Origin of the sequence: Aminobacter sp. MET-1 (assembly GCF_026521175.1) — a bacterium.
GTDB lineage: Bacteria > Pseudomonadota > Alphaproteobacteria > Rhizobiales > Rhizobiaceae > Aminobacter.
On the sequence record NZ_JAMSHL010000026.1, the window covers coordinates 17,081 to 30,323 of the forward strand.

Annotated in this window: 12 protein-coding genes; 9 read left to right on the forward strand and 3 right to left on the reverse strand. The window is 63.8% G+C overall.

All coding sequences use genetic code 11. From position 1 onward, the window contains the following. Positions 1 to 10: 10 nt before the first annotated feature. Entirely contained in the window at positions 11 to 1,315 is a 1,305-nt protein-coding gene (gene pncB, locus NDO48_RS25305) for a nicotinate phosphoribosyltransferase (protein ID WP_267322620.1), read from the reverse strand. A 198-nt stretch (positions 1,316 to 1,513) separates the two neighbouring features. Further along, positions 1,514 to 2,470, reverse strand: coding sequence for a transcriptional regulator GcvA (gene gcvA / locus NDO48_RS25310; RefSeq protein ID WP_267322621.1), 957 nt, complete (start codon positions 2,468 to 2,470; stop codon positions 1,514 to 1,516). Positions 2,471 to 2,679: 209 nt separating this feature from the next. Here gcvA and speB point away from each other — a divergent pair, with 209 nt between their 5' ends. The 9 genes from speB (at position 2,680) to asnB (ending at position 11,665) form a co-directional block, all read left to right on the forward strand. Next, positions 2,680 to 3,741, forward strand: a complete 1,062-nt coding sequence (gene speB / locus NDO48_RS25315; RefSeq protein ID WP_267322622.1) for an agmatinase — start codon at positions 2,680 to 2,682, stop codon at positions 3,739 to 3,741. Between the two features lie 88 nt (positions 3,742 to 3,829). Beyond that, positions 3,830 to 4,633, forward strand: a complete 804-nt coding sequence (locus tag NDO48_RS25320) for a transporter substrate-binding domain-containing protein (RefSeq protein ID WP_018425723.1) — start codon at positions 3,830 to 3,832, stop codon at positions 4,631 to 4,633. Positions 4,634 to 4,636: 3 nt separating this feature from the next. After that, on the forward strand, positions 4,637 to 5,305 hold the full coding sequence (locus tag NDO48_RS25325; RefSeq protein WP_267322623.1) for an amino acid ABC transporter permease: 669 nt from the start codon (positions 4,637 to 4,639) through the stop codon (positions 5,303 to 5,305). Continuing rightward, entirely contained in the window at positions 5,302 to 5,949 is a 648-nt protein-coding gene (locus NDO48_RS25330) for an amino acid ABC transporter permease (RefSeq protein WP_267322624.1), read from the forward strand. The genes NDO48_RS25325 and NDO48_RS25330 overlap by 4 nt, the downstream gene beginning before the upstream one ends. Positions 5,950 to 6,020: 71 nt before the next feature. Beyond that, entirely contained in the window at positions 6,021 to 7,109 is a 1,089-nt protein-coding gene (locus NDO48_RS25335) for an ABC transporter substrate-binding protein (protein ID WP_040455904.1), read from the forward strand. A 222-nt stretch (positions 7,110 to 7,331) separates the two neighbouring features. Continuing rightward, positions 7,332 to 8,369 carry an ABC transporter ATP-binding protein gene (locus NDO48_RS25340; protein WP_267322625.1) on the forward strand — a complete coding sequence of 346 codons (1,038 nt, stop codon included), beginning with the start codon at positions 7,332 to 7,334 and terminating at the stop codon, positions 8,367 to 8,369. Continuing rightward, the gene (locus tag NDO48_RS25345; RefSeq protein ID WP_267322626.1) at positions 8,366 to 9,220 is read left to right on the forward strand and encodes an ABC transporter permease; all 855 of its coding nucleotides are present in this window, start codon (positions 8,366 to 8,368) and stop codon (positions 9,218 to 9,220) included. Before NDO48_RS25340 ends, NDO48_RS25345 begins: the two co-directional genes overlap by 4 nt. Beyond that, a complete protein-coding gene (locus NDO48_RS25350) occupies positions 9,220 to 10,017 on the forward strand; it encodes an ABC transporter permease (protein WP_267322627.1) in 798 nt (265 codons plus the stop codon). Before NDO48_RS25345 ends, NDO48_RS25350 begins: the two co-directional genes overlap by 1 nt. Positions 10,018 to 10,144: 127 nt before the next feature. Further along, entirely contained in the window at positions 10,145 to 11,665 is a 1,521-nt protein-coding gene (asnB, locus tag NDO48_RS25355; protein WP_267322628.1) for an asparagine synthase (glutamine-hydrolyzing), read from the forward strand. A 13-nt stretch (positions 11,666 to 11,678) separates the two neighbouring features. On the opposite strand, the gene NDO48_RS25360 is transcribed toward asnB, so the two are convergent. Next, a complete protein-coding gene (locus NDO48_RS25360; protein WP_026226746.1) occupies positions 11,679 to 13,082 on the reverse strand; it encodes an MATE family efflux transporter in 1,404 nt (467 codons plus the stop codon). Between the last annotated feature and the right edge of the window lie 161 nt (positions 13,083 to 13,243).

Sequence of the window (13,243 nt, forward strand, 5' to 3'; positions counted from 1 at the left end):
CGCCTCTCGACTAGACCTTCACCAACTGTTCGACGCGATCCTTCTCGCCGAAGATGCGCAGGTAGCGGGCGATCTCGGCTTTGTCGCCGGTCGCCTTTGCCGGGTTGTCGGCGAGCTTCACGACGGGATGGCCGTTGGCCTCGGTGACCTTGCAGACCAGTGAAATCGCATTCAGCCGGTCGGTTGGCCGCGGCGCGCAGCCTTCGAAGTCGTTGGTCAGGTTGGTGCCCCAGCCAAAGGACATGCGCACCTTGCCTTTAAAGTGGTGGTAGGTGTCGATGATGGTGTCGACGTCGAGGCCGTCGGAGAAGATCAACAGCTTCGAGCGCGGGTCCTGGCCGCGTTCGCGCCACCATTTCAGGATGCGTTCGCCGCCCTCGATGGGCGGGGCACTGTCGGGACGGAAACCAGTCCAGTCGGCTACCCAATCAGGCGCATCGCGCAGGAAGGCAGCGGTGCCAAACGCGTCTGGCAGCACGATTAACAGGTTGCCGCCATAATAGCGTTGCCAGTCGCGCAGCACCCTATAGGGCGACTGCTTAAGCTCATCCTCGTTGTCGGCGAGCGCGCCATAGACCATCGGCAATTCATGCGCATTGGTGCCGAGCGCTTCGAGGTCGGTGTCCATGGCCAGGAGCACGTTGGAGGTGCCGGTGAAGGCGTTGCCGATGCCTTCCTTCAGCGCCTCGACGCACCAGCGCTGCCACAGGAATGAGTGGCGGCGACGGGTGCCGAAATCCGAGATCTTGATGTCGGGCAGTTTCTTCAGCCGCTCGGTCTTGTCCCACATCTTGGCCTTGGCGCGCGCATAAAGCACGTCGAGCGCGAACGGGCCGAAGGCCTTCATGGCCGAACGGGAGCGCAGCTCGTTGATGATTGCGAGAGCAGGGATCTCCCACAGCGTGGTGTACATCCACGGGCCGGCGAAAGTCAGCTCATACTGGCCGTCGCGCTTTTCGAGGTGGTATTCGGGCAACTGGAAATCTTCGAGCCAGGCCAGGAATTCCGGCTCGAAGATCTGCTTGCGGCCGTAGAAATTGTTACCGCCCAGCCAGATCATCTCCTTCTTGGAGAAGCGCAGCGACCGTGCGTGGTCGAGCTGCTCGCGCAGTTCGCCTTCGTCGATCTCTTCGGCGAGCTTGACCGAGGTGGCGCGGTTGATCAGCGAGAATGTGGCGTCGACCTTGCCGTGCATGCCCCAGATCATCTGCAGCATCAGAAGCTTGTAGAAATCCGTGTCGAGCAGCGAGCGGACGATCGGATCGAGCTTCCAGGTGTGGTTGTACACCCGCCTTGCAATGTCGGTCCTTGCCATTCCGCCTCGGTCCTCCCGGCGCATGGCTCCCGGTTTCGGATGGGATCATGCGCAGATACAAAGTGCTGCGGCCCGCCAGCGGCGCGCTTGCGTTGCTAGCTTTGGGATATAGCGCACCGGCGATCAAGCGCCCGACCACAAAAATCGATCCGTGGCCTCATGGTTGCATCGGCTGGATGAAATAGACGGCGCGGCTGCTCATGCCGCCGGCGCAACCTTCTGCCCGCGACGCTTGCGAATGCTGATCTGGCCGGTCACCTGCTCTGGCGCGGGCAGTTCCTCGCGCTCGGCAAACAGCCAGTCGATGAAGGACTGCACGATGGGCGCCGAGCGCACTTCGTTGCGGCAGACGACATAGAAGGCATCGACCGCTGGCACCGACAGGTTGAAGGGTGTCACCAGCTGGCCGCGAGCGAGAAGGCTGGATGCGGTGACCGTGTCGCCGAGCGCGAGGCCATGGCCGTGCACTGCAGCCTCAGTGGTCAGGCTCGCGCCTGACATGCGGTGCTGCTGCCTCGGGCGCACGTCGAGCGCATCGGCCGCCGCCAGCCAGGTGTGCCACTCGCGCCCTTCGTCGGCATGGAGCAGCACGTGGTCGGCGAGGTCGCGCACGCTGCGGATCGGCCGGTTGTTGATCAGCGTCGGGCTGACGACGGGAAACAACTCGAGCGTCGACCACTTCTTCAGCCAGCAGTCGGTCCAGCTGCCGTCGCCATAGAGCACGCAGACATCGACGTCGGGCGAATGGATGTCGCGTGCGTCGTTGGAGGCGTTGAGGCGCAGGCTTATGCCCGGATACTGCGCGGTGAAGCCGCCGATGCGCGGCACCAGCCACAATGACAGCAGCGCCGGCACGCAGGAGACGGTGAGCTTGCCGGAGCTTGTTGGTCTGGTCATGCGGGCGGTGGCGGAGGCAATGCTTTCGAAGGCGCCCGATACGGCAGGCAGAAGCTCGGCGCCTTGCGGAGTGAGCTTGAGGCGCGAGCCGCTGCGCTCCAGAAGCTTGACCTTCAGCGTCGCCTCGAGCGCGCGGATCTGGTGGCTGATCGCACCATGGGTGACGTTGAGCTCGCCCGCGGCCTTGGTCAGCGAGCCATGGCGCGCGGTCGCCTCGAAGGCGCGAAGCGGGTTCAGCGGGGGCAGGCGCCGGGACATGAAAACTCCGCCTGGAAGGGGTCTCTGCTGTGAGAAATTCTCACAGCAGAGACCTTAACATTATCAATTGCTATTTCAACGGCGCTGCCGGAGACTTGCCCGATAACAAGCAAAAGCATGCGGGGAACATGAGGTGTCAGGCTGGCCGCCGGGAGCGGACAGCCACAGGCGATCGCCCGCATTGCCATCTCGGACCACAGGAGGACATCATGGGTTTCGACGTCAAAAAACTTGACGAGCTGCGCAAGAAATATGGCGAGGGCCATGGCGGCGACCTGTTCGACCCGAAGTTCCGCCGCGTCGCCGACAAGATCTTCAACAAGTCGGGCACGCGCCTTGCGCCCTACTCTGGTATCCCGACCTTTCTGACCGCGCCCTACCTGCCGGTCGACAACGACAATCCCGATTTCGGCGACCTGCAGGTCGCGATGGTCGGCGTGCCGATGGATCTCGGCGTGACCAACCGTCCGGGCTCGCGCTTCGGCCCGCGTGCGGTGCGCGCCATCGAACGCATCGGACCCTACAATCATGTGCTCGACTGCGCCCCGGTGCAGGAGTTGCGCGTCGCCGATATCGGCGACATCGCCTTCCGCAGCCGCTACCGGCTCGAGCTCAGCCATGAGGACATCGAGCGCCGCATCGGCCAGATTGTCGACGCCGGCGTCGTGCCGCTGTCGGTCGGCGGCGACCACTCGATCACCCATCCGATCCTCAAGGCTGTCGGTAAGAAGCGCCCGGTCGGCATGATCCATATCGACGCCCATTGCGACACCGGCGGCGCCTATGACCTGACCAAGTTCCACCACGGCGGCCCGTTCCGCAACGCCGTGCTCGACGGGGTGCTCGACCCCACCCGCGTCATCCAGATCGGCATCCGCGGTTCGGCCGAATATCTGTGGGAGTTCTCCTACGAATCCGGCATGACCGTCATCCACGCCGAGGAGATCACCGGCATGGGCATCCCCGCCGTCATCGAAAAGGCGAAGAAGATCGTCGGCGACGGTCCGACCTATCTCTCCTTCGACATCGACAGCCTCGACCCGGCCTTTGCGCCCGGCACCGGGACGCCCGAGGTCGGCGGCCTGACGACGCGCGAAGTGCTGGAAATCATCCGCGGCCTCAAGGGCCTCAACTTGGTCGGCGGCGACGTCGTCGAGGTGGCGCCGCAGTATGATTCGACCACCAACACCGCGCATGCCGGCGCCCAGGTGCTGTTCGAGATCCTGAGCCTGATGATGTTCAGCCCCTTCGTTGCCAACAAGGGCGCCTGACCACAACGATTTCGTCTGGCCGCTGTTCTGGAAAAGGCGGCCAGATGCTAACGAGAAGCTTCAACAACATTCCAGAGGGAACCATCACATGAACATCAGGACATTTCTGCAGTCGACGGTCGCCGCTCTGGTTGTCGCGGGCGCAGCCGCTTTCGCCGCAGCGCCGGCCAATGCCGATGCGCTGGAAGACATCGCCAAGGCCGGCCAGATCAATGTCGGCGTCTTCGCCGACTTCCCGCCCTTTTCCTCGGCCAGCGCCGATATGAGCCTCAAGGGCTATGACATGGATGTGGCGCAGGCCATCGCAGATGCGCTCAAGGTCAAGCTGAACCCTGTTGCGGTGACCGGCCAGAACCGCATTCCCTATCTCAACGATCATCGCGTCGATCTTTTGATGAGCGTCGGTTATTCCAAGGAGCGCGAGCAGGTCATCGACTTCGCCGCGGCCTACGCACCTTACTACATCGCCGTGATCGGCCCCGCCGAACTCAAGGTCTCGGGCAAGGAAGACCTCGGCGACAAGTCGATCGCCGTCAACCGCGGCACGCTCGAAGACACCTCGTTGACCGAGGCCGCGCCGGCCACTGCCGACATCAAGCGTTTCGACAACTACAACGCCGTCATCCAGGCCTTCATCTCCGGCCAGACCCAGCTGATGGTGGTGGGCAACGACGTCGGCGCCCAGGTGCTGGCGCGCCAGGAGGCGCTGAAGCCGGAGCAGAAGTTCCAGCTTTTGACCTCGCCGTCGCATATTGGCCTCAACAAGAACGAGGAAGGCCTGAAGAAGGTCATCAACGACACGGTTGCCGCCATGCTGGCCGACGGACGTCTCGGCAAGTCATCGGAGCAGTGGCTGAAAGTTCCGCTCAACCCCGAGAACCTCAAGGACTGATCGGTGAGCTACAGCCTCGACTTCGGCTGGCTTGAAGGGGCCGCGGGCGCAATCGCCCGCGGCGCCGCCATGACGATCCTGCTGATCGTCGTGACGACGATTGCCGGCACGCTGATATCGGTGCTGGCGGCAGCCGGCCGGCGCAGCGGGCCGAAATGGCTGAAACATGCCATCACTGTCTATGTCGAGGTGATCAGGAACACGCCGTTCCTGGTGCAGCTGTTCTTCATCTTCTTCGGCCTGCCGGCGATCGGCATCCGGCTCGACCCGATCGTCGCCGCCATCCTGGCGATGACGCTCAACATGGCCGCCTACACCACCGAGATCGTCGGCGCCGGCCTCGACGCCGTGCCCAGGGGCCAGCACGAGGCTGCGGCTGCCTTGGGCTTGCGGCCGCGCCAGGTCTTCGTCAAGATCGTGCTGCCGCAGGCGCTGAAAGTCATCTTTCCGGCGTTGACCAGCCAGATCGTGATCATGATGCTCGAGTCATCGGTCGTGTCGCAGATCGCAGTGCGCGAACTCACCTATGAGGCCGACATGCTGCAGGCCCGCACCTTCCGCGCGTTCGAGACCTATTTCGTCGTCACCATGATCTATCTCGGTCTTTCGATCGCACTGCGCCGCATCCTCGTCGGCGTCGGCCGGCGCACGCTCTCGGCGGGTGTGTCATGATCGAGTTCACCTTCTGGGACATCCTGCGCAACCTGATCTTCGCGACGCGCTGGACCGTGCTTCTGTCGATCGCAGCCTTCATCGGCGGCGGCATCGTCGGCATCGCCATCCTGTTCCTGCGCATCTCCAAGGCCAAGTGGGCGCGCCGTTTCGCCAGCGGCTACATTGCGCTGTTCCAGGGCACACCGCTGCTCATGCAGCTGTTCCTGATGTTTTTCGGCCTGCCGATGCTGGGCTTCCGCATCGAGCCGTGGACGGCGGCAGTGCTCGGACTGACCTTCTTTGCCAGCGCCTATCTCGCCGAGATCTGGCGCGGCGGTGTCGATGCGCTGCCGCGCGGCCAGTGGGACGCCGCCGCCAGCCTCGGCTTGCACCACATTCAGGAGCTGCGGCTGGTGATCCTGCCGCAGGCCTTCGCCATCACCCGCGCACCGGTCGTCGGCTTCCTGGTCCAGCTGATCAAGGCCACCGCGCTGACCTCGATCATCGGCTTCGAGGAACTGCTCAGGACGTCGAACGCGATCAACAACGCCACCTTCGAACCATTCAAGGTCTATGGGTTGGTCGCGTTGATCTTCTTCGTGCTCTGCTACCCGCTGACACAATACGCACGGCGGCTGGAGGCCAAGACCGCGGCCCGTTGAACGGGCTTCACAATGAAGACTTTCAAATGGGAACAGCCGGCGCAAAGCCGGCGGAAAATGAGGAGAGAACAATGACCAGAATTCTGAACCACCCGATGAACCGTCGCGCCGTGCTTGGGGCCGGCGTAGCCTCGGCGGCCATGCTCGCCATGCCTGCCGTCCTGCGAGCACAGGACAAGTCGATCAAGATCGGCGTCTATGGCGGTTACTTCAAGAAATCCTTCGACGAGCACATCTTCCCCGAGTTCACCAAGTCGACCGGCATCGCGGTGGAATCGGTGGCCGAGCCGACCGGCGAGGCCTGGCTGGTGCAGCTCGAGCAGGCCGCCAAGGCAGGCCAGGCTCCGGCGGACCTTTCAATGATGTCGCAGACGTCGGTGCTCAAGGGCCAGTCGACCAAGCTGTGGGCTCCGCTCGACCTCGCCAAGATCAAGAACAGCTCCAACCTTATCGACCATTTCGTCAATAAGTACCCTGACGGCGCGGTCGCCGGCATCGGAGCGGTGGCCTGGTACATCACCCTGGTGACCAACACCAACGTCTTCCCGACTGCGCCGGATTCGTGGACGGCCCTTTGGGACCCGGCAAACCAGGATAAGCTCGGCCTTCTGGCGCTTGCCTCCAACTCGTTCCTGCTCGAAGTGACGGCCAAGACCTTCATGGGCGGCACCAACGCGCTCGACACCGAGGAAGGCATCCTCAAGGCCTTCGAAAAGCTCGCCGAAGTGAAGCCCAACGTGCGGCTCTGGTATCGCGACGAGGCACAGTTCGAGCAGGCGCTGAAGTCGGGTGAGATCCCGATGGGCCAGTATTACCACGATGTCACCGGCCTCGCCGCTTCCGAGGGGCAGCCGGTACGCTCGACCTTCCCGAAGGAAGGCGGCATCCAGGATGCCGGCTCGTGGGTGCTGTCGCGCGCCTCGAAGAAGAGCGAGGAGGCGCACGCCTTCATCGACCACATGTGCCAGCCATCGGTGCAGGCTCTAATGTCGCGCAAGGTCGGCACTTCGCCCACCGTCAAGCGCGAGCTGATGGACCTGACGGCCGACGAGTTCGCCGCCGTCTCGTCAGATATCGCGCCGATCATCCCGCGCTATGACCTCTACACCACCAAGGCCGACTGGATTAACCAGAAGTGGACCGAGCTGATCGTCGGCTGATCTTCTTGCACCTTCTCCCCGCTCGCGGGGAGAAGGTGGCCTATAGGGCCGGATGAGGGCAGGGTCGGCGTGGCAAGGTTCGCGCCGCACCTCATTTGCCTGCCGGCATCTTCTCCCCGAGAATGGGGAGAAGAAAGGCCCTCCGCCAACGCCGCTCCACTTTCTAATCGAAGACTGCCGGGCTCTGCCTCGACAGTTGCAACAACCCATTTGAGGCCTTCCATGTCCGGACTCGTGCTTAAGGACATCGTCAAGTCATTCGGCAACTTCACCGCTGTGGACACTGCCAACCTGGCAGTGCCGCATGGCAAGTTCGTCTGCCTGCTCGGCCCGTCCGGCTGCGGCAAGACCACGCTCTTGCGAATGATCGCAGGCCTCGAGGACCCGACATCGGGCGCGATCATGCTGGACGACGAGGACATTACGCCGGTGCCGACGCACAAGCGCAACCTTGGCATGGTGTTCCAGTCGCTGGCGCTGTTTCCGCATCTCACGGTCGGCGACAACATCGCTTACCCCTTGCGCATCCGCGGCGCCTCGCGCGACGAGCAGAAGAAGCGCTCGGACGATCTGCTGAAGCTCATCCATCTGCCCGGTTTCGCCGATCGCCCGGTCTCGAAGCTGTCGGGCGGCCAGCGCCAGCGCGTGGCCATCGCCCGCGCTCTCGCGCTGTCACCAAGGCTGTTCTTGCTCGACGAGCCGCTGTCGGCGCTCGACGCCAAGCTGCGCGAGGCCATGCAGGTCGAATTGCGTCAGCTGCAGCAGCGGCTCGGCATCACCACCTTTGTCGTCACCCACGACCAGCGCGAGGCGATGACCATGGCCGACCTCGTCGTCGTCATGGGCCAGGGCAAGATCCTGCAGGCCGCCCCACCCATTGAAATCTACCGCAAGCCGGCCGATGCCTTCGTTGCCGACTTCATCGGCATGACCAACCTGCTCGACGCCGAAACAGACCGCGCCGGCCGCGTCTCCGTGCTCGGCCAGGCGATCCCTGACCTTGTCATGCCCGCCGGCCTCACCAGGGCTGCCGTGTCGATCCGACCCGAGGACGTGCATCTCGGCCCCGTCGGCGGCGACAGCATCGGCGGCATCGTGACATTCGTGCGCGACCTCGGCGGCACCATCGAGACCTTCGTCGAAGCCGGCGGCAAGACCATCATCGCGGTGGCGACGCCGCGCGAGCGGCCCAATGTCGTTGCCGGCCAGCAGGTCGGCATCACGTTGCCGGCCGATGCCTGCGTGGTGCTCAAGTCATGAAACGCGAGGCGCCGAAATCGATAGCCGACTACAGCCCGCTTTTCTTTCCCGGGCTGATGCTGATCGTCTTTTTCGTCATCCCGTTCTCGACGATGATCGCCGTCAGCTTCTTCCTGCGTGACCCCTCGGGATTCTACACGCCCGATTTCGTCTTCGACAATTATGCCCGCTTCCTCTCGGTCTTCTTCGGCAGGGTGCTGGCCTTCTCGCTGATGCTGGCGGTTATGGTCGCCATCTGCTGCGTCGCCATCGCGTTTCCGTTCACCTTTCTTCTGACCAAGCGGCCGCGCCAGGTACAGACCATCTGGCTGGTTTGCCTCCTGTCGGTGCTGTCGCTGTCGGAGGTTATCATCGGCTTCGCCTGGTCGACGCTGTTTACCCGCACCGCCGGCATCACCAACCTGTTCGTCTTTCTCGGCCTGATGAAGGAACCCGTGGCGCTGACGCCGAGCTTCTGGGCGGTACTGACGGGCATGGTCTACCAGGCGCTGCCCTACACCATCCTCGTGCTCTACCCCGCTTTGGTGCGCCTCGACCCGCAATTGCTCGAGGCGGCGCGCACGCTCGGCGCTTCGCCGCCCCTGGCCTTCTTCAACGTTGTGGTGCCGGCACTGCGAAACACAATCGTAGCGACGCTGATCATGGTCTTCGTCTTTGCGCTCGGCTCGTATCTGTTGCCGCAGATCCTCGGGCGCCCCTCACACTGGACGCTGTCGGTGCTGATCACCGACCAGGCCATCTACCAGTCCAACATGCCGTTTGCCGCAGCGATGGCGGTGTTTTTGGTGCTGATATCGCTGGCGCTTGTCGGCCTCACTTTGCTTGTCGGACGCAAGGAGAACGCGCTGTGATGGCAACCTTCCTTCGCCGGCTCTACTTCACTGCCGTCGCCCTGTTTCTCGCCGCCCCGCTGATCGTTGTCGCCGGTGTCTCGGTCAACGAGAAGCAGGACCTCGCCTTCCCGCCCAAGGGCTTTTCGCTGTCCTGGTATGGCCAGATCTTCTTCGATCCGGAATGGCGCGCAGCCCTCATCGCCTCGGTCACGCTGGCGATTACGGCGGCAGCCCTTGCGGTTGCCATCGCGCTGCCGCTCGCCTGGTTCCTGTGGCGGCGCATCGCGCCATGGGCCAACGTCTTCCAGATCCTCGGCCTCGCCCCCTTCATCCTGCCGCCAGTCATCACCGCATTGGGCATGCTGACCTTCTGGGCGACGTCAGGGTTCTACGGCCAGCCCTGGACTGCTGTTATCAGCCACGCGATTTTCTTCGTCACGCTACCGCTGGTGACGTTGTCGCTCGGTTTCGCCTCCATCGACCGCTCGCTGGTCGAGGCAGCCTCGACCATGGGCGCCGACGACCGCACGGTGCTGAAGACGGTGGTTCTGCCGTTGATCCGGCCCTATCTCGTGTCGGGCTACGCTTTCGCCTTCGTGCTGTCGCTCAACGAATACATCGTTGCCTACATGACCGTCGGCTTCACCATCGAGACGCTGCCGATCAAGATCTTCAACGCTCTGCGCTACGGCTACACGCCGACCATGGCGTCGGTGTCGGTGTTCTTCGTGGCGGTGGCGGCACTGGTGTTCTCCCTGATCGCCCGCTTCGGAGACATCAGGAAGCTTCTCGGCGCGATGTCGTCGGACACCTGATCTCCCGGTCTCACCCAGGCGGGTGTCGCCTGGGTGACAATTTCCAGTCGCATGGTGGTCGCGTTCAGTCCGCCCCAATCCTAGCATCGTCTCATGCCCTAGGCCGGCCATGCGGGAGCGATGCGCCATGTGCGGATTTGTGTGCCTCTGGAACCTCGACGACGAGCAACTCGCCTCGCGGATGATCCGGAAGATGGAGCATCGCGGGCCTGATGCCCTGGAGGTGCTGCGGCCGAACAACATCCCCGTCGTCATGGCGCATGCAAGGCTCGCCATCATCGGTCCAGATAACGGCGCCCAGCCGATCCACCAGGGCGACAACATCCTGGTCGTCAACGGCGAGATCTACAACCACGCTGACCTCCGCGCCATTCTCGGCGAGACTGCCTTCCAGACCCGCAGCGACAGCGAGACGGTGCTGCACCTCTTCCGCAAGAATGCGCTGCGCTGGGTGTCGCGGCTGGACGGCATGTTCGCCTTCGTGCTGGCGACGCCGGAGCGCATCATCGCCGCCCGCGATCCGCTCGGCATCAAGCCGCTCTACGTCGCCCATATCGGCGAGGGGCTCGCCTTCGCCTCCGAACTCAAGGCCTTCGACGGTGTCGAGGTGGCGAAGATCGAGGCGATGGAGCCGGGCGCCATGTATGACAGCCTGGAGGGCCAGCGGCGCTGGTACCGCATGCCACAAGGTGCGGCCGATCCAGAACCGGGCCTTGATGAGGAGCTGACTTGGCGCGAACTGCGCCTGGTGCTGGAAGAGGCTGTTGCCAAGTGGATGGTCGCCGATGTCGAGGTCGGCTCGTTCTTGTCGGGCGGGCTCGACAGCTCGATCATCGCGGCAATCGCCGCCCGCCAATTGCCGAAGCGGTTGAAGACATTTTCGGTCGGGCTTGCCGGCAGCCCGGACTTGATCGCCGCCCGGCGGGTCGCCGATCATCTCGGCACCGAGCATTTCGAGCATGCGTTCACGCCGCAAGAAGTCGCAGCCGTACTGCCGCACGTCATCTACCATCTCGAAAGCGCCGACATCGACCTGGTGCGCTCGGCCGTGCCGACCCATTTTGCCGCTAGGCTGGCGAGGCGTCATGTCAAGGCGGTGTTGACGGGCGAAGGCGCCGACGAGCTGTTTGCCGGCTACACCTACCATCATGCCTATGTCGATCGTCCGCGCGAGCTGGCCGACGAGCTGACGCGCTCGCTCGGCACCATGCACAACATCAATCTGCAGCGCGTCGACCGTGTCACCATGGCCGAGAGCCTGGAGGCACGCACGCCGTTCCTCGACCGCGAGCTGATCGATTTTGCCCAGAGCATCCCGGCGACGCTGAAACTGAGGCGCACCGACCCGGCTTCGCCCGAGAGCACCGGTCCGACGACGGAGAAATGGATTCTGCGCAAGGCCTGCGCCGATCTCCTCCCGCACGACCTCGTCTGGCGAAAGAAGGCGCAGTTCGATGAAGGTTCGGGCGCCGTCACCGCCCTCGGCGAAGCACTGCAGGCGATGACCGGCTCGCCAACGCCGCTCGACCGTGCGGCGGAAGGTGCGGTTTACGAAGACCTGCTTCGGCAGAGCTACAGCGATCCCGACCGCATCATCAACGCGGCCGGCAGATGGGTCGCCAATCGCGTGTGTGTGGCGGCTGCCTGATCCAAGGCCGCCTTCAGATCACCGGCTTGTCCATCAGGCCGAGCCTGTCGCGCCTGAGCCAACGCCACAGCAGCAGCACCGATACTGTGGCAAGGCCGGAAAACAGGCCGATCCAGATGCCGCGACCCTCGAAGCCGAAGTGGAAGGCGAGCAGCACGCCGAGCGGCAGGCCGATGCCCCAATAGCCGATCGCGGCGAGGATCATCGGTACGGTTGTGTCCTGCAGTCCGCGCAACTGGCCTGACGACACCGCCTGGGCGCCGTCGACCACCTGGAACAGCGCTGCAAAGACCAGGAAGCTGACTGCCAGGCTGATGACATGGGCGTTGGCCGGGTCACTGATGTCGATGAAGGCCGAGATAAGGAGATGCGGCCACAACACCATCACCAGCGCCATCAGCGCCATGAAGCCGACGCCGAGCACATAGGCGGTCCAGCCGGCGCGGGTGATGCCATCGCGGTCTTTGGCGCCGAAGGCGAGGCCGACGCGCACTGTCACCGCCTGGCCGAGGCCCAGAGGGATCATGAAGGTAACGGCGCAGATCTGCATGGCGATAGCATGCGCTGCCAGCGACTCCGCATTGATCAGCCCCATCAGGAAGGCGGCAGCGTTGAAGATCGTCACCTCGAAGGCAAGGATGCCGGCAATCGGAGCGCCGAGCTTGAGCAACGCCAAGAAACGCGGCCAGTCCGCGCGCCAGAAACGGCCGAACAGCCGGTAGCGGCGGAAGCGCTTTTCGAACATCACCACGAGTGCCATGCCAACGAACATCATGCCGCTGGCAATGCTGGTGGCGAGGCCCGAGCCGGCGATACCCATCTCGGGGAAGCCCCATTTGCCAAACACCAGAAGCCAGTTGCCGATAGCGTTGGCCGCGACCGCGATCGCCATGATCGCCAGCGCCCAGCCCGGCCGCTCCAGCGCCGAAATGAAGGAGCGCAGCACGATATAGCCATAGAAGGGCAGCACCGCCCATTGCAGGTGGCGGACATAGACGCCCGCCTGCTCGGCAAGCTTGGGCTCCTGGCCCATGGCGATCAGTATGTGCTCGGCGTTCCACAGCAACACCCAGATCGGGACGACGATGACGAGCGCCATCCAGAGGCCCTGCCGAACCGTCCGCCGGACGTCACGCACCGAATGGCGCTTGCGGCCGAGCTCGGCCGCCATCATGGGCGAGGTCGCGTACATCAGGCCGAGGCCGAAGACGAGCGGCGCGAAATAGAGATTGGAGCCGAGCGCACCGGCGGCCAGCGCCTCGGGGCCGAGCCGGCCGATGATCATGACGTCGGTCGCTGTCATCGCCGACTGGGCGAGATTGGTGAGGATCATCGGCCAGGCAAGCGCGAGCATCGCGCGAAGTTCGTCGCGCCAAGGACTGGCCGGTGATTGCGCGCCGGTTGCTATCGCAGACATTTTTTATCGTCTTTCGCGCCGATATCGCGAGATATGCCGCCGATATCGATCGATTCGGCCTCAAAACACCCGGTTTTGCCTCGCCGTGGTCGGGTTTTGAAGCAAACGGGCAGGTGTGGCAAGCCATCAAGACCGGCAAGGATTGTGCCAGCAATGGCGAG

What these genes read in the sequence shown, in the direction of transcription:
- NDO48_RS25350 (WP_267322627.1), top strand. Translation starts at nt 9,220, where the DNA reads ATGGCAACCTTCCTTCGCCGGCTCTACTTCACTGCCGTCGCCCTGTTT.
- asnB (WP_267322628.1), top strand. Translation starts at nt 10,145, where the DNA reads ATGTGCGGATTTGTGTGCCTCTGGAACCTCGACGACGAGCAACTCGCC.
- NDO48_RS25345 (WP_267322626.1), top strand. Translation starts at nt 8,366, where the DNA reads ATGAAACGCGAGGCGCCGAAATCGATAGCCGACTACAGCCCGCTTTTC.
- speB (WP_267322622.1), top strand. Translation starts at nt 2,680, where the DNA reads ATGGGTTTCGACGTCAAAAAACTTGACGAGCTGCGCAAGAAATATGGC.
- NDO48_RS25330 (WP_267322624.1), top strand. Translation starts at nt 5,302, where the DNA reads ATGATCGAGTTCACCTTCTGGGACATCCTGCGCAACCTGATCTTCGCG.
- NDO48_RS25340 (WP_267322625.1), top strand. Translation starts at nt 7,332, where the DNA reads ATGTCCGGACTCGTGCTTAAGGACATCGTCAAGTCATTCGGCAACTTC.
- NDO48_RS25335 (WP_040455904.1), top strand. Translation starts at nt 6,021, where the DNA reads ATGACCAGAATTCTGAACCACCCGATGAACCGTCGCGCCGTGCTTGGG.
- NDO48_RS25320 (WP_018425723.1), top strand. Translation starts at nt 3,830, where the DNA reads ATGAACATCAGGACATTTCTGCAGTCGACGGTCGCCGCTCTGGTTGTC.
- NDO48_RS25360 (WP_026226746.1), bottom strand. Translation starts at nt 13,082, where the DNA reads ATGTCTGCGATAGCAACCGGCGCGCAATCACCGGCCAGTCCTTGGCGC.
- pncB (WP_267322620.1), bottom strand. Translation starts at nt 1,315, where the DNA reads ATGGCAAGGACCGACATTGCAAGGCGGGTGTACAACCACACCTGGAAG.
- gcvA (WP_267322621.1), bottom strand. Translation starts at nt 2,470, where the DNA reads ATGTCCCGGCGCCTGCCCCCGCTGAACCCGCTTCGCGCCTTCGAGGCG.